The sequence below is a fragment of the Parahaliea mediterranea genome, assembly GCF_003402235.1.
GTDB lineage: Bacteria > Pseudomonadota > Gammaproteobacteria > Pseudomonadales > Halieaceae > Parahaliea > Parahaliea mediterranea.
Genome location: NZ_QEWO01000003.1, coordinates 279,013 through 294,624 on the forward strand (window position 1 = coordinate 279,013; position 15,612 = coordinate 294,624).

The 15,612-nt window shown below is 61.3% G+C and carries 12 protein-coding genes; 5 read left to right on the forward strand and 7 right to left on the reverse strand.

The window, feature by feature from the left end:
- Nucleotides 1-5: 5 nt before the first annotated feature.
- Together DDZ17_RS10665 and DDZ17_RS10670 are read left to right on the forward strand one after the other, a co-directional pair.
- Nucleotides 6-1,178 (forward strand): fatty acid desaturase, encoded by a 1,173-nt coding sequence (locus tag DDZ17_RS10665; RefSeq protein WP_116366661.1) that lies wholly within the window; start codon nucleotides 6-8, stop codon nucleotides 1,176-1,178.
- 22 nt (nucleotides 1,179-1,200) lie between these two features.
- A complete protein-coding gene (locus DDZ17_RS10670; RefSeq protein WP_116366663.1) occupies nucleotides 1,201-1,686 on the forward strand; it encodes a glutathione peroxidase in 486 nt (161 codons plus the stop codon).
- 27 nt (nucleotides 1,687-1,713) lie between these two features.
- On the opposite strand, the gene DDZ17_RS10675 is transcribed toward DDZ17_RS10670, so the two are convergent.
- Nucleotides 1,714-3,291 carry a peptide chain release factor 3 gene (locus tag DDZ17_RS10675; protein ID WP_116367256.1) on the reverse strand — a complete coding sequence of 526 codons (1,578 nt, stop codon included), beginning with the start codon at nucleotides 3,289-3,291 and terminating at the stop codon, nucleotides 1,714-1,716.
- A gap of 147 nt (nucleotides 3,292-3,438) precedes the next feature.
- On the opposite strand from DDZ17_RS10675, the gene DDZ17_RS10680 reads away from it, so the two are divergent.
- Nucleotides 3,439-4,752: an ATP-binding protein gene (locus DDZ17_RS10680; protein ID WP_116366665.1), complete on the forward strand. Its 1,314-nt coding sequence runs from the start codon at nucleotides 3,439-3,441 to the stop codon at nucleotides 4,750-4,752.
- Complete coding sequence (locus DDZ17_RS10685; RefSeq protein WP_116366667.1) at nucleotides 4,749-5,279, forward strand: response regulator transcription factor; 531 nt, start codon at nucleotides 4,749-4,751, stop codon at nucleotides 5,277-5,279. The genes DDZ17_RS10680 and DDZ17_RS10685 overlap by 4 nt, the downstream gene beginning before the upstream one ends.
- A gap of 97 nt (nucleotides 5,280-5,376) precedes the next feature.
- Here DDZ17_RS10685 and DDZ17_RS10690 read toward each other — a convergent pair whose 3' ends face one another.
- Nucleotides 5,377-7,578 (reverse strand): PQQ-dependent dehydrogenase, methanol/ethanol family, encoded by a 2,202-nt coding sequence (locus DDZ17_RS10690; protein WP_116366670.1) that lies wholly within the window; start codon nucleotides 7,576-7,578, stop codon nucleotides 5,377-5,379.
- 489 nt (nucleotides 7,579-8,067) lie between these two features.
- On the opposite strand from DDZ17_RS10690, the gene DDZ17_RS10695 reads away from it, so the two are divergent.
- Nucleotides 8,068-9,012: an NmrA family NAD(P)-binding protein gene (locus DDZ17_RS10695; protein ID WP_116366672.1), complete on the forward strand. Its 945-nt coding sequence runs from the start codon at nucleotides 8,068-8,070 to the stop codon at nucleotides 9,010-9,012.
- 100 nt (nucleotides 9,013-9,112) lie between these two features.
- On the opposite strand, the gene DDZ17_RS10700 is transcribed toward DDZ17_RS10695, so the two are convergent.
- The 5 genes from DDZ17_RS10700 to DDZ17_RS10720 all read right to left on the reverse strand — a co-directional run bounded on the left by DDZ17_RS10700 (nucleotide 9,113) and on the right by DDZ17_RS10720 (nucleotide 15,388).
- Nucleotides 9,113-9,931: an SDR family NAD(P)-dependent oxidoreductase gene (locus DDZ17_RS10700; protein ID WP_116366674.1), complete on the reverse strand. Its 819-nt coding sequence runs from the start codon at nucleotides 9,929-9,931 to the stop codon at nucleotides 9,113-9,115.
- A 100-nt stretch (nucleotides 9,932-10,031) separates the two neighbouring features.
- A complete protein-coding gene (locus DDZ17_RS10705) occupies nucleotides 10,032-11,153 on the reverse strand; it encodes a saccharopine dehydrogenase family protein (protein WP_116366675.1) in 1,122 nt (373 codons plus the stop codon).
- A gap of 42 nt (nucleotides 11,154-11,195) precedes the next feature.
- Entirely contained in the window at nucleotides 11,196-12,824 is a 1,629-nt protein-coding gene (locus DDZ17_RS10710; protein ID WP_116366677.1) for a class I adenylate-forming enzyme family protein, read from the reverse strand.
- A gap of 10 nt (nucleotides 12,825-12,834) precedes the next feature.
- Nucleotides 12,835-14,058, reverse strand: coding sequence for a thiolase family protein (locus tag DDZ17_RS10715; RefSeq protein ID WP_241505857.1), 1,224 nt, complete (start codon nucleotides 14,056-14,058; stop codon nucleotides 12,835-12,837).
- A gap of 16 nt (nucleotides 14,059-14,074) precedes the next feature.
- Complete coding sequence (locus DDZ17_RS10720; protein WP_206613521.1) at nucleotides 14,075-15,388, reverse strand: acyl-CoA dehydrogenase family protein; 1,314 nt, start codon at nucleotides 15,386-15,388, stop codon at nucleotides 14,075-14,077.
- Between the last annotated feature and the right edge of the window lie 224 nt (nucleotides 15,389-15,612).

Genomic DNA, 15,612 nt, shown 5'->3' on the forward strand with positions numbered 1-15,612 from the left:
CCGCAATGAGCACAGTTCGCCCCAAACCGCCCCTGAATCCGGTCAATACGGCCATTTTCGTGGGCTTGCCCCTGGCAGCTCTGATCCTGGTGCCTTTCTGGGGCATCTACCACGGTTACGACAGCTTCCAGTGGCTGTGGGCCCTGGCCTTTCTGTACCTGAACGGCCTGTCCATCACCGGCGGCTACCACCGCCTGTGGGCCCACAAGGCCTACGATGCCCACCCGGCCCTGAAATGGTTTTTTGCCCTGTGGGGCGCCGGCGCCCTGCAGAACAGCATCCTCATCTGGTCGTCCGACCACCGCCGCCACCACCGCCATGTGGATCACGACGACCTGGACCCCTACTCCGCCAGCCGCGGCCTGTGGTTCAGCCACATGGGCTGGATGCTGCGCCAGTACAAGAGCAACGAGCCCGATTTCAGCAACGCCCGCGACCTGCAGCGCGACCCGGTGGTGATGTTCCAGCACAATCACTACGTGGCCCTGACCCTGCTGATGAATGTGGGCCTGCCTTTGGCACTGGGCATCTGGCACGGCGACATAATCGGCACGGTGCTGCTGGTGGGCCTGCTGCGCCTGGTGGTAAACCACCACGTCACCTTCTTCATCAATTCGCTGGCCCACTACTGGGGCAGCCGGCCCTACACCGAAACCAACAGCGCCCGGGACAACGGCTTTCTGGCCTTCCTGACCTACGGCGAGGGTTATCACAACTACCACCACATCTTCCAGAACGACTACCGCAACGGCATTCGCTGGTACCAGTGGGACCCAACCAAGTGGATGATCGCCCTGTGCGCCCGCCTGGGCCTGGCCAGCAACCTGAGCCGGGTGCCCAACTTCAAGATCCAGCGCGCCATTCTCGACACCCAGTTCGAGCGCGCCCGCCGCAAACTGGAGCGGGCCGACAACAGCGAGCCCCTGCTGGCCTCGCTAGAGCGCGAATACCAACTGTTTACCGAGTCGGTGAACCAGTGGAAGGTATTGCAAGCCGAGCGCTACGAGCGCAAGGTCGCCGAGCTGGAAGGCGCCATTGAGGAGCGCAAGGCCGCCCTGCTCAAGAAGTGGGAACACGCCGCTCTGCGCACCAAGTTCAAGGAACTCGAATACTCCCTGAAAATGCAGCGCAAGCGCGTGGCCATGCTGGTGCAGCAGGTGCAACTGCAGGCCGCCTGAATCGTCACAGAAGGGGAACACCATGAGCGACACTGTCTACGACTTCACCTGCGCCTCACCCGGCGGCGAGCCGAAAGCCCTGGCCGATTACCAGGGCAAGGTACTGCTGGTGGTTAACACCGCCTCAAAATGTGGCTTCACCCCCCAGTTTGAAGGGCTGGAAAAGCTCTACCAGCAATTCAAGGAGCGCAACTTCGTCATTCTGGGCTTTCCCTGCAACCAGTTTGGCAAGCAGGACCCAGGCAGCAATGGCGAGATCATGGAGTTCTGCCAGCTCAACTACGGCGTGAGCTTCCCCATGTTCGGCAAGATTGAGGTGAACGGCGACAATGCCGACCCGCTGTTCAAGCACCTCAAGCACGCAGCGCCCGGCGTGTTCGGGACCGAGAAGATCAAGTGGAACTTCACCAAGTTCCTGGTGGATGCCTCGGGCAATGTGGTCAAGCGCTATGCGCCCAAGACCAAGCCAGAGGAAATTGCCGGGGATATCGAGGGCCTGCTGGGGTAATCCCCCTGCCGCGAAACCAGCGCTTGATCAGTGCTCCCGCGTTGCCCGGAATTCGATATCCGGCCAGCGCTCTTCCATGAGTGACAGGTTCACCCGCGTCGGCGCCAGGTAAGTCAGGTGGCCGCCGCCGTCGATGGAGAGCTGGTCGGCGGCTTTTTTGCGGAACTCCTCCAGCTTGCGCGCGTTGTCGCAGTGCACCCAGCGGGCGGTGTACACGCTGATCGGCTCGTACATCGCCTCGACTTTGTACTCGTCCTTCAGGCGGTAGGACACCACCTCGAACTGCAGTTGCCCCACCGCGCCCACAATCAGGTCGGTGTTGCTGATGGGCGCGAACACCTGGGTGGAGCCCTCTTCCGACAGCTGCTGCAGGCCCTTCTGCAACTGCTTGGACTTCATCGGGTCCTTCAGGCGGATGCGGCGGAACAGCTCCGGGGCAAAGTGGGGAATACCGGTGAACTGCAGTTCCTCGCCTTCGGTGAAGGTGTCGCCAATCTGGATGGTGCCGTGGTTGTGCAGGCCGATGATGTCGCCGGACACGGCAGACTCCACCAGCACCCGCTCGCCGGCCTTGAAGGTAACGGCATCGGCGATTTTCACGTCCTTGCCGATGCGGGTGTGGCGCATCTTCATGCCCTTGGTATAGCGGCCGGAACACACCCGCAAGAAGGCGATGCGATCCCGGTGGCGAGGGTCCATATTCGCCTGGATTTTGAACACGAAGCCGCTGAATTTTTCCTCGCCAGCGCTGACGCTGCGAGAGGTGGCGTCGCGGTCCTGGGGCGGCGGCGCCCACTGCACAAAGTCGTCCAGCATTTCACGCACGCCGAAGTTGGACAGGGCGGTGCCGAAAAAGACCGGGCTGAGTTTGCCCGCCAGAAACTGCTCCAGGTCGAAGGCGTGGCTGGCGCCGCGCACCAGTTCAATCTCGTCCACGAAGGCCTCGTAATCCTCGCCCAGCAGGGTGCGAGCGGCCTCGGAATCCAGGCCATCGATGCGGGTGTCGTCGGGCAGTACGCTGCCCTGGCCGGGGGTATAGACGTGAATGGTGTCGGTGTAGAGGTTGTACACGCCCTTGAACAGGCTGCCCATGCCAATGGGCCAGTTGATCGGCGCGCCCTGGATGGCAAGCACCTCCTCGATCTCATCCAGCAGTTCGATGGGGTCGCGGATGTCGCGGTCCATCTTGTTGACGAAGCTGAAAATTGGCGTGTCACGCAGCCGACACACGTTCATCAGCTTGATGGTGCGGTCCTCCACACCCTTGGCGCCGTCGATCACCATCAGCGCCGAATCCACGGCGGTAAGGGTGCGGTAGGTATCCTCGGAGAAGTCCTCGTGCCCGGGGGTGTCCAGCAGGTTCACCGTGCGCGCGCGGTAGGGAAACTGCATGACCGAGGACGTCACCGAAATGCCCCGCTCCTGCTCCATGCTCATCCAGTCGGAGGTGGCATGGGGCCCTTTTTTACCTTTCACGCTGCCCGCCACCTGAATGGCCTGCCCCAGCAGCAGAAGCTTTTCGGTAATGGTGGTTTTACCGGCGTCGGGGTGCGAAATAATCGCGAAGGTGCGCCGCGCGGCGATGTCTTTGCTGAGTTCTGCCATGAGTCTGACCGGGATGAAAAACCCGCGGATTATACGCACTTTCCCGCCCCCGCGCAGGGCGAAGAGCGAGGAGCGAAAGGAGCGCAGCTGCCAGCCTGCGACGCTTTGCCGCAAGACGCTGGCCAGCACCGCCACTATAATGGCGCCGTGACTTTCGACCCCGCCAGCCCCTACCACCCCTCCCTGTCCAACCTGCGCAGCCTGTTGGCCATTCGCGCCATCGCCCTGCTGGGCCAGGCCGGGGTGCTGGCCTGGGTGCTGCTGGCCAGCCGCTCCACCCAGAGCATGGCAGGGCTGGCCAGCGCCCTGCTGTTGCTGGCCCTGGTGACCACCGCCAGCCTGTGGCGCACCACCCGCCCCTGGCCGGTGCGCCAGGGTGAGTTTCTGGCCCAGTTGCTGGTGGATGTTCTGGGCTGGACGGTGCTGATGTACTGCTCCGGCGGCGCCGACAATCCCTTTGTGTCGTACTTTATTGTGCCGGTGGTGGTAGCGGCGGCGGTGCTGCCCTGGCGCTACACCTGGCTGATTGCCGGCGCCTCGGTGCTGGCCTACAGCCTGCTGCTGTACTACCGCCAGCCCTTTCCGCTGTTTGCCCCCTACGCCGGCCCACACACTGCAACCACCCACGGCGACAGCGGCGGTGTGCACCGCCTTGGCATGTGGTTCAACTTCCTGTTCAGCGTGGGCCTGATCACCTACTTTGTGGTGCGCATGGCGGCAGTGCTGCGCCGCCAGGAGGCCCGAGAGGCCACCCTGCGGGAGAACCACCTGCGGGACGACCAGATCCTGGCCCTCGCCAGCCTGGCCGCCGGCACCGCCCACGAACTGGGCACCCCACTGTCCACCATGACCGTGGTGGTGGACGAAATGCTCAGCGACCCACAGCTGCCAGACAGCGCCCGCAAGGATTGCCACCTGCTGCAGGGGCAATTGCTGCAGTGCCGCGACATTCTGGCCGACCTCAGCCAGACGGCGGAAGCCAGCGCCGCCGGCAAGCGCCAGCGGCGCAAGGTGGGCGAATTTGCAGAGGCCACCGTGCAACACTGGGCCGCCCGCCGACCCCGGGTATCCTGCAGCACGGAAATTACCGGCCGCGGGCCGCAGCCCTGCATCGCCTACGACCAGACCCTGCCCCAGGCGCTGGAAAACCTACTGAACAATGCCGCCGACACTGGCTGCCAGCAATTGGGCGTGCGCATCGACTGGAACGCCAGCCAGGCGCGCATTACAGTGCGCGACTGGGGGCCGGGCACTCCCGCCGCGGTGCGCGCCACCCTGCGCGCCCTGCCCGGCGACAGCCACAACGCAGGCGCAGGCAGCGAAGGCGGCCTGGGTATTGGCCTGATCCTGAGCCGGGCCACTGCCGAGCGCCACGGCGGCACTTTGCAACTGGCGGACGCTGCGGGCGGCGGCACCCTCGCCACCCTGACCCTGCCCCTGCTGCCTGGGGGCGCCCAGTGAGCGCCGCGCAACGCATTCTGCTGGTGGATGACGACGAGGTGTTCACCACAGTCATGGCCCGGGGTTTTGAGCGCCGCGGCTTTCGCACCCTGAGTTGCCACAATGGCCACGCAGCGATGGCCGCCTGCCCCGACTTTGCCCCCACCCATATCCTGCTGGACCTGAATATGCCGGAGCTGTCGGGGCTGGCGGCCCTGCCGGCGCTGCTAGAGGCGGCGCCGCAGGCCAGGCTGGTGGTGCTCACTGGCTATTCGAGCATCGCCACCGCGGTGGATGCCATCAAGGCCGGTGCCACCCAGTACCTGTGCAAGCCCGCCACCGTGGACGAGGTGCTGCGCGCTTTTGACGGCGCCGCGCCGGTGCAGCCGGCGGTGGAGCAGCCCACCTCGCTGGATCGGCTGGAATGGGAGCACATCCAGCGCGTGCTGAATGAAAACGAGGGCAACGTGTCGGCCACTGCCCGCGCGCTCGGCATGCACCGACGCACCCTGCAGCGCAAGCTGCAGAAGCGGCCCGTCCGGCGCTAGAGGCAGGCCGGCTTGGCTTGTTGACCAGAGGCTTGTTGACCAGAGGCTTTGTGACCAGGGCTTGGTAACCAGGGCCTGGTTGATCAGGGCCTGTTGTTCAGGGCCGCAGGAACCAGCTCACCACCCGCGCGCCGGCATGCGCCGCGGCGTTTTTCAGGCTTGCCCACCAGCCGCTCTCCTGGCGCAGTGCGTAGTCCTCGTGGGCGCGGTCGATAACGTAGGCGTGGATGTTGCGCACGTCGTCTTTGTCCAGCACGTCGTCAAAACGCGGCATACCGGCACCTTCCATCAGCCCTTCCAGCACAATGGCTTCAAAGTTCTCGTGCCACACCGGCTCCAGGTAGCGCATGTCCGGCACCGAACCATCACCAACGGCATTGGCGCCATGGCAGCGGGCGCAGAAGCGGTCGAACAGGGCCCGGCCGTCCAGTATCTCGGCCTCGGTGGCAGCCATTCGCGCCGGCGGCAGTGGGCGCTCGGGCTTCTCAACTGGCGGCAGGCTGGCGCTACCCCCCAGTTTGAAGGCCATAATTCGGTTGTTGGGGTTGTAGGTGCCGTAGTCCTTGCCGGTATTGCTGGTAAGCACGCCGCCACGGCCCACGGCCACCGCCACGTACTGCTCGCCATCGACCTGATAGCTCACCGGCCCCGGCAGCACGCTGTTCTGGGTATCAAACTGCCACAGCACCTCGCCACTGTGAGCGTCGACGGCCAGCAGGCGCCCGTCCGAGGTGCCCTGAAACACCAGATCACCGGCGGTCGCCAGCACGCCGCCGTTATGGATGTTCGGGTGGGGGATTTTCCAGGCAATGCGGGCATTCTCTACATCCCAGGCCAGCAGGTGGGCCTTGGGCAGGTGGTCCATCATCGCCTGCCCGAAGCGCTGGGACACGGTGCCACTGCCAATTTCATAGCCGGTGTTGAAATGCCGCTTGAGGTGGCGGTAATCCGGCGCCTTTACCTCGTCAAAGGGCATGCCCATGTCCAACTCGGGTATGTAGAGGTAGCCGGTGCGCGGGCTGTAGGCCATGGGGTGCCAGTTGTGCCCGCCCGAAGCCGAGGGAAACACCACCGCCGCCTCGCCGTCGTAATCCTGGCCCTCCACCTCCACCGGGCGGCCGGTATCCATGTCGTAGTGGCTGGCCCAGGTCACGGTGGTGTAGGGCTCCGCCGACAGCAGCTTGCCGGTGTGGCGGTCAATCAGGTAGACAAAACCCGACTTGGGCGCATGGATAATCACCTTGCGTTGCTGGCCCTGCCACTCGATATCCGCCAGCGTCATCTGCTGGGTGGCGGTGTAGTCCCAGGTCTCCGCGGGCACCTCTTGGTAGTGCCACAGGTAGTCGCCGGTGTCTGGGTCCAGCGCCACCACCGAGCTGAGAAACAGGTTATCCCCGCCGCCGGGGCTGCGAATGCGGCGGTTGTGCGGCGCGCCATTGCCCACCCCGATGTACAGTTGGTCCAGCTCCGCGTCGTAGACGATGGAATCCCACACCGTGCCGCCGCCGCCGTACTGCCACCACTGGCCATTCCAGGTGGCAGCCGCCCGCGCCATCACCTCGTTCTCGAAGCCGTCTTCCGGGTTGCCGGGAATCGTGTAGAAGCGCCAGCGCAGCTCGCCCGTCTCCGCGCTGTAGGCGCTGACATAGCCGCGGGTGCCAAATTCGCTGCCGCCATTGCCGATGAACACCAAACCCTTGGCCACCCGCGGTGCGCCGGTGATCGAGTAGGCCTTGTCGGGGTCGGTGGTCTGGGTGGACCACACCGCCTCGCCGCTGACCCGGTCAATGGCGATCAGCCGGCCGTCGAGGGTGCCAAGAAACAGCCGCTCCCCCCAGGCCGCCAGGCCGCGGTTGATGGCCCCGCAGCAGGCGGTGATGCTCTTGCTGCGCGGCACCTGCGGGTCAAAGCGCCACAGCAGCTCGCCAGTGCGGGCATTCACTGCAAAGGCCTTGCTCCAGGCGCCGGTGAAATACATCACGCCGTCAATCACCAGCGGAGTGGTCTCCAGCCCCAGGTGGTTGTCGCTCTCGAAGTACCAGGCAAGGCCCAGATCCTGTACCGACTGCCGGTCCACCTGGGCCAGGGGCGAGAAGCGCTGCTCGGCGTAGTCCCGGCCGTAGCTCAGCCAGTTCTGCGGCTCGGCATCGGCGGCCACCAGGCGCTCGCCGGTGACCGGCAGCGAGACCGGCGCGGCAACCGCAGGGGCCGTACCAACCAGGGCAACGCTCGCAAGCGCAGCGGCCAGCAAAAAAAACACGGGCAACCCGGCGCGCGCCGGAGGAAAGTACAAAGCCATCCTGTCCTCTTATGTCGTTATGGCTGGGGCGTGTATCAGAGGGCGGAAATTGTACATTGCCAGTGCAATGTATTGGGCACGGTCAATTAAACCGGTGGGGATTTAAAGCGATTCGACCCAGCGGCTCAACAACTCTATACCGGCCGCATCCACCACGTGACTGCCCACCGGCGCTCTGGGTGAAGCCATGCAGCCGGCCCTGGCGGCCCTCCACTCGCAGGGCCCACACATTGCCGGAGCGAAAATCAGAATAGAGATAGCGACCGGCCAGGGCGGGACCGCCTGGTCATCCACAAAGCGGTTGTCCAAGGGAGTGGCGTAGGGTGCAGCAGGTCGGCTGGCGAGGCCTAGACCGGTGAGCTGCCCCCTGCCCACTGTCCTCTTCAAACAAAAAGCCGTCCTCAGCGAACATTCATAGCCACCAAGCAGCGTAATAGCCTTGTCCGCGCCTGATTACAACGCCGATTTGATCGCCAGGAGAGAACCACCATGAAAAAGACAGTCACAGTATTCTCTGCGACAGGTGTCGCCGGAAAAGCCTGCGTCGATGAGCTCATTCGACAGGGTCATTTCCGTATCAAAGTACTGTCGCGAAAGCAGGGCCAACAGGAGAAATCCTCATTTCGCCCAACGCGAGGCGACAAGGAAAAACAGCTGTTGCTGGATGCCTGGCACAAGCAGGGGGTGGAGATCGTGCCCGCCGATGTCACCGATCATGCCGATCTTATTCCAGCACTACGGGGTACCGATTATCTGGTGTCCTGCGCCCCCATGTTGGCCACAGAGGCTCAGTACGCGCTGATCTGGGCAGCCAAGGAGGCCGGTGTGGAGCGCTTTGTGCCTTCGGAATACGGTTTTATCTACGAATGGGAGCAGTTCTGGCCAACCGATACCATTCACAGAACCATCGCAAGGCAAAAAGTCTTTGTTCGCCGCGTTATCGAACTTGCCGGGCTAGACTACACCATCATACCTGCGGGCCTTTGGCCTGAGTTCTACCTGGCCGAGCCAGTACAGGTGATGGGGGACGGTGAGCAGAAAATCGCCTGGTCCTGCGGAGAGGATGTCGGTCGAATCATTCCGCACATCCTCGCCCACCCCGACTCACGCAACGCAGTATGCCCGGTCGCTGCAACGGCGTACTGCAGCTGGAATGCGCTGCTAAACGAAGGAGAAAAGGCACTGGGGCGTAGAATTGAACGCCACTACCTCGATTCCGCAGCCTGGAAGGCTGCCTACGAACAAGAGCAGGATCGCGCCACCAAGATGCACTTGGCTATCGGCGTTGCCGCCACCGAATGCCCCGAAGGCATGCCGCTGTGGGCCAACTGGAACAAGCTTCACCTGCCAGACTTTCAGGGTACTTCCATGCCCTCTTTCTTTTCAGAGGTGATGAAAACGTTTGTCGAGGATATGCGTCGCGAAAGCACCTAAGCGCTTACACGCCACAGGCAGACAAAGGTGCTGCACCGCACAGTAAGGGCGCAGCATCTTGTAAATTCAAAGGATTTTTTGCCCCTGAACCCGGTGGCTATCAACCCGCCGTTTGACCCCCGTCAACCACCAATTCGGTACCGGTGATGTAACTGGAGGCCGGGGATACCAGAAACAGCACAGCGTTAGCCACATCCTCAACCTCACCTACCCTGCCCAGGGGAACCAGGTCTTCGACCACCTCTTTGGCCAGTTCGCGATTCTCCGCCATGCCGACTTCAACCAGATCATCATAAACCTGCTCACCCATCGCGGTCGCAATGGCGGTAGGGTGCACAGAGTTCACCCGTATGTTATAGCCGAGTCGGGCAAACTCTATCGCGGCATGCTTGGAGTAGAGGCGCACCGCGCCTTTTGTCGCACCATAGGCGCTGTGACCGGGCACACCCCGCAAGCCAGCCACAGAAGACAGGTTGACGATACAGCCTCCCCGCCCACAATCCCCCCCGGGGCGCATAGCCTGGGCTGCGTGTTTGTGACCCAGAAACACCGACTCAACATTCACCTTGTTGAGCATTTGTATCTCTTCAAGGGTGTTGTCCAGTAACGTATGGCCTATGTAGATACCCGCGTTGTTCACCAGGATGTCCAGGCCGCCCAACTCGTCAACGCAGGTCCGCACCATATTCCGCCACTGCTGCTCATCGGTCACGTCCTGGCCAAGCGCGCGGACTTGATGACCCGCCGACGCCAGCGCTTGTGCCGCCTCTGCAACACGCTCTCCATCTATGTCCGTCAGCAGGACGGTGGCATTTGCCTCCGCCAGGCGCTGTGCGCAGGCAAACCCGATACCCCGGGCCGCCCCGGTAACCAGGGCAACCTTGCCCGTTAGATCAAACAGCTGTGCAAAAGGCGTCATCACGCTTCATTCCTCATCAAGAACAGGGGCAAGTAGACCGAATGCGTCGACGGGCAGGTAATAGGTGTTTAGTCTCCGGCCGCTCGTCTTTGGTCCCGCACTACCACCAGTCCGGCAGGCTGCAGAAACCAAGCTGGTGGAAAGTACTCAACAGTTCCCTGTGCCCGAAGGCCTGGGGAGCAGACTGGAAACCAACATTCTTCAGTTCGCCGGCCAACAACCGCTGGGCGGCATCGGCGCAAATCTCGCCAGTGAACTGGTAGGGGGCCGACAGGTTCATGGCGAACTGGGTTGTCGTCTGGCGACCCTGTCCGCTACACACAATAACGCTGCGCTGGACATCGACGTCATCCTTGGGTGGCTCCCCCGTGTCCATCTCATCGCCCTTGCTGTTGGTCCACGCTTCGCGCTCTTCCTGCGACAGGTGAGCCGCTTCACGATTGAAGGCATGAATCGCCTCCATAACGTTGTCAATCAGGTGCTCGCCTATGCAGGTAAGTACTTTGCAATTGCGCACACGTGAATCATCCTTGAACCAGACAGGCTCGCAGGCACCGCCCCAGGGATGACCGCGCAATGTGGTACCTCGATAGGGGACCACGCAATCGTACGACTGGTCATTGGGCCAGGCCTTGTATTCTCCCAGTTCCAGGTAATACTGCGACACATCGTTGCAAATCATGCGCAGGAAGGACTTGGTGGAGGCCTCCGACGGCAGGCCGTGATCAATCTGGTATACGATGTCCAGACTGTCCACCTCGTCGATTTCAAGCACGGCCTCGGCTGCCATGGCACCCGCCGCCCACATGTAGGAACAGGCCGGTGATAGCAGCAGGCCCTTATCAGCAAACGACTGGCCGTATTTCTGGTTGATGGCATTTGTCCAGTCCTGCTCACCGGTGGTATCCAGGTAATGGCACCCAGCCGCCAGCGCAGTCTCAACAATGGGCCAGCCGATCTGCATGAACGGGCCGGACACATTGATCACAACATCCACCTGCTCGAACAGCGGCAGCAACTCCTGCTCCGTATTGTTGGCCACGACGATTTGCGCTGGAACATCGGCACCGTGTCGCTCGGCGACAACTTTCAGCGCGCCCTCAAGGCGCGCTTTGTTGCGCCCCGCCATGTAAAAGGGAATATTGCGCCGAGCCAGTGACTCCGACACGAGTTTGCCGGTGTAGCCACTAGCGCCATATATCAGTACTTTGGGGTTGCTCATGAAATTGCCCTCTGGCTGTCTAGGTCAATAGATAGTGTCGTTTCAAGGTCTGCTGAAGATGAGGTCTGAGCCCGCGATGAATGCCTGCAACAAAAAACGCTCTTGCGGCTTCTCCGAGGCTGTTTTGGGTATCTCCAGCACTACCTGCAGGTAGCTGGGAACGAAATTGCGCTCCAGATGCTGTTGGCAGTGCTCAAAAAGCCCCCGATGATCAAAGCTCCCCATATCGCGAACAACAATGGCGGCCACTACGTCTTTTTCTCCGGGCGCACCCGATGCGGCGGGTACGCCGTAAACAAAGACGTCATCCACCACCCTGTGTTCTGCCAGTACTTTTTCCACGTAAGCCGGGTTGATGAAATCCCCGTTGTGCCGGATGCCGCCGCCCTTGCGGTAAAGAAAGTAAAACCAGCCCTCTTCATCGACGTAACCGATGTCTCCCATCCGCAGCCAGCCCTTGCGGGTTTTCTCTGCTGAGGCCTTGGGGTTCTTGAAATACTCAACGCTGACGGGTTCGCCCTGAACCGACCGGAATACAATTTCACCGGGACGGTGCGGCGGGCATTGTTCATCGTTGTCATCGACGATTTTCCCTTCCAGCGACGGTGGCGGCTTCCCGATGGAACCCACTGGCCCCACGCCGGGTGGATTCAGGGTCATGCCCCCTTCCGCGGCACCGTAGAATTCGAAAATCTCTACATCAAAACGCTGCTGGAAGTGCTGCCATACATTCGGTGGCATGCCGGCGCTGAGCACAAACCGTACCGGATTATCCCTGTCGTCAGCGCACTCAGGCTCGCTGTAGATGGCATTGACCATGCCACCGAGCAGATTGAAGCTGGTGCAGCCATAATGTCGCGTAATATCCCAAAGACGGGACTTGGTGAACTTCCGGCTGATCACCGTGCGCAAACCCATGTGCAAGCTCATGCCGAGCGTAATCAGTTGCGCATTGGCATGTGTCAACGACAGGCCGGTATAGGGTCGGTCGCCAGGCTCCAGCCCCATCGCCGGACCGAGCAGCGCATTACTGGCAAAGCGGCCATGAGACGCGACTATCGCCTTGGGGTCGCCCGTCGTACCTGAGGTGTACAGCATCTGCATCGGGGCATTTAAATCGGTTGAGCGCACCGCCATCTCAGACACTGGCATTGCCCGAATGTCCGCCACTGTCCGCAGGTTGGGCAGGGTTTCGTGTGCTGCTGTGGGCGCACCGGTCTCAAGCAGCCAGACCCACTGGAGATTGGGTAACTCCGCCAGTACTCCGGCCAGGTTCGCCAGCGCATAGTCCGCAATAATAATGCCCCGACACTCGGCGAAACTGAGCATGAAACTGAGCTTTTGGCCTTTAGTGCGTGGGTCGATGGGCACGAATACCGTATCGGTGATGCTGGCACCGACCATCGCGTCAACAAACTCCGGATGGTTCTGCATCAACAGGGCGAACCGATCGCCTCGCTCCATGTCTGCCTCGTCAAGCGCGGCAGCGAATCGCTGACCGTTTTCCCATAGTTGCTGATAGCTGCGGCAGGCTTCCTCAAGCCTGCCATCAGCAGTCACGTTTACAAACGTCAGGGCGTCGTGCTGATGCGGGAATCGCTCGCTAAGGCCAGCGATCATATCGGCCAATACCGCTGCCTGCGTCGCCTGGGTTATCGCTACGTCAGTCATCAACCAGCCCCTAGCAACTCAACACGGAGATCACCATGGCGGCGGCATCTTCGCCAATGTAGCCACCGCCGTTCTCCGCCAGGGCCACCCGCGCGCCCGACACCTGTCGTCCCGTAGCCACACCACGCAATTGCCAGGTCAACTCGGCGATCTGTGCCAACCCCGTTGCGCCAATGGGGTGCCCTTTGCGCAATAGACCGCCAGAAGGATTGACAGGAATACGCCCACCCAATGCCGTGTCACCACTCTCGGCCAGTTGCCCTCCCTGGCCGCGGGGGCACAGCCCCAGGGTTTCATAGTAGATCAGTTCAGACGGCGCAGACGCGTCGTGCAATTCAATAACGTCAAGATCGTCCGGCCCAACGCCAGCCTCGTCATACGCCTGCTTAGCCGCCAGTTCCGTGATGCCGGCCTCTTCACCAGCTACAGAATCCCGGCCAGAGGCAAGCACTGACGAGCGAACCCGCACACTGCGGTTCACGCCCAGTTGCCGCGCCTTGCGCTCGCTGACCAGGATCGCCGCAGCAGCACCATCACCGATGGGCGAGCACATGGGTAGGGTCAGTGGATAAGCAATCCCCCGGGCAGCCAGCACCTCCTCCACGCTCATAACGCCGCGATACTGCGCATACGGATTCAGGTTTCCATGGCGTGAATTCTTCGCTGAAATAGCGGCAAACTGGGCCTGGGTGGTACCGTGCGCGGCCATGTGGTCCAGTGCCATAGCAGCGTAGATGTCCATAAAGAATGAATGCTGCCCAGCACCCTCGTCCGCTGCGCCGCCGGCACGGGCGATACGTGTCTTCACGCTATCGACGACGCGGTCAAAATCTTCATAATCCACGCAGCCATCGAACACAGAGAACGTGCGCGACTTATCCTGGTGATAGAGCTTTTCCGCGCCCACAACCAGCACCACATCGTAGACGCCAGCACTGACCATGGCGCAACCCTGATGAAAGGCCGTGGAAGCAGACGCGCAGGCATTCTTGACATTGACTACCGGGATCCCGCCAAGCCCCATCTCACGCAGTGCTACCTGACCGGGAATACAGACCTGCCCGACCATAGTGCCGGCCGCCACATTGGCGTAGTAGGCTGCTTCGATATCCGCTAGCGAAAGGCCTGCATCCTCAATGGCAGATTGAATCGCCTCCACCGCCAGAGATTTCAGCTGCCTGTCCATGTGCTTGCCGAAAGTAGTCATACCGACACCGGCAACAATCGCATTCATACGCATGGCAGTCGTCTCACAGCAAGCCAGGGTCAACCAAATGAAACCCGCCCTTGATGGCGAGGAGTTCGTTACATCCGTCCTCAATCATTGAAGCGCGCGCATCGCGTAGGATTTTTTCAATGGGGTATTCGTAGGTCAGGCCGTTGCCACCAAATATCTGCAGCGCTTCACTGGCCACCTCAAAGGCCACCTGGGTCGCAGTCACCTTGGACGTCATCGCAACATGTAGTGCAGGCACAGCCTGGGTGTAGTTGTAGGTGACAGCGCGACGGGTGATGGCGCGCGCCATTTCCACTTTGCGGAACATGTGGAACAGGCGGTGTGACACGCTCTGGTGTCTGATAATCGGCACACCACCCTGCTTGCGCTCATGCGCATACGCCAGTGCCAACTCAAAGGCGGAACGAGCTGTGCCTGTGAATATCGCCCCCATCAGGCCGTTGGCTTCAACGTGTTTGGCATACACGGCCTTCTTGAAATGCTCAGGGCCAGCCACCAGGTGGTCTAACGACAATTCCACGTTGTCGAAGAAGATTTCCCCCTGGTTCAACGCCCGCTGTCCCATCTTCTCCAGGGGCTTTCCCCGGCTGACCCCCTTGGCATCCAGCGGCACCATAACCGCGCAACCCCGCTCGGGATCTGCACCCTCGCCACAGTCAGCCGGGGCGTACAGGATGCAAAGTTCAGCGATGGTGCCATTGGAGACCCAGGCTGAGAACTGCCCATTGATCACCAGTCGGTCGTGCTTCAGTGTCACCACACAGTTGGGCCGCCCATACGCGCCCTGCGGGTGAAAGGCCTGCTTGCTGACATCAAGCGAATCACTGCCGTGGTCAGGTTGGGTAATGGCCCAGCAGCCAAGCATTGTTTCCGGGTACTTATCCAGCAAGTACTGGTTGCCAAACTCATGAGCGGTCAACTGTGGATTCATCGATGTGCCAAGGGATATCGCAAGCCCGGCATCGCCCCAACCCAGCTCCTCCATCACCAAACAGAGCACGCGCGCACGCGCCTCGGCGGGAAGCTCCATCAATAAATCCAGACCAAGCCCCAACTCCCTGTACCCCTGCAGTACAGGCCATAAGGGCGAGTCAGGTGCGGCAACCGCCTCGGCGCTCATACGGTCCAGTGCGATGCCAGCGGGTCGCACCACCTCGCTGCTGAAGCGATGGACGGTATCCAGTATTGACTGTTCTTCTTCAGGCAGCGGGGCTTCAGCGCCGGTTAGCTGTAATCTGCCGATCGGGTTTTCATCCCAGCCATCCACCCGGGAGCCTGGGCTGGGATTGCCATAGGTCGATTGCTTGCTGGCATATTGAGTAGACACCGTGATTCTCCTGCTCCGCTATTTATCATCGTTATTCGCAGTGCCAAGTTAGCAAACGGCGGCTTGAATCTTGATGATTGAGCAGGTCAGTTTATTGATAGTTCCGGCCATTTTTTTATACTGGCCTCGCGCTGTAGCCGGACGGGCACGATGATCTGTCATTCTCCCAGCGTTTCGCTCAGTATTGACGGGCACTATCTAACGATAATGAAAACGCGAGGCAG

What these genes read in the sequence shown, in the direction of transcription:
- DDZ17_RS10665 (WP_116366661.1), top strand. Translation starts at nt 6, where the DNA reads ATGAGCACAGTTCGCCCCAAACCGCCCCTGAATCCGGTCAATACGGCC.
- DDZ17_RS10670 (WP_116366663.1), top strand. Translation starts at nt 1,201, where the DNA reads ATGAGCGACACTGTCTACGACTTCACCTGCGCCTCACCCGGCGGCGAG.
- DDZ17_RS10675 (WP_116367256.1), bottom strand. Translation starts at nt 3,291, where the DNA reads ATGGCAGAACTCAGCAAAGACATCGCCGCGCGGCGCACCTTCGCGATT.
- DDZ17_RS10690 (WP_116366670.1), bottom strand. Translation starts at nt 7,578, where the DNA reads ATGGCTTTGTACTTTCCTCCGGCGCGCGCCGGGTTGCCCGTGTTTTTT.
- DDZ17_RS10695 (WP_116366672.1), top strand. Translation starts at nt 8,068, where the DNA reads ATGAAAAAGACAGTCACAGTATTCTCTGCGACAGGTGTCGCCGGAAAA.
- DDZ17_RS10700 (WP_116366674.1), bottom strand. Translation starts at nt 9,931, where the DNA reads ATGACGCCTTTTGCACAGCTGTTTGATCTAACGGGCAAGGTTGCCCTG.
- DDZ17_RS10705 (WP_116366675.1), bottom strand. Translation starts at nt 11,153, where the DNA reads ATGAGCAACCCCAAAGTACTGATATATGGCGCTAGTGGCTACACCGGC.
- DDZ17_RS10710 (WP_116366677.1), bottom strand. Translation starts at nt 12,824, where the DNA reads ATGACTGACGTAGCGATAACCCAGGCGACGCAGGCAGCGGTATTGGCC.
- DDZ17_RS10715 (WP_241505857.1), bottom strand. Translation starts at nt 14,058, where the DNA reads ATGAATGCGATTGTTGCCGGTGTCGGTATGACTACTTTCGGCAAGCAC.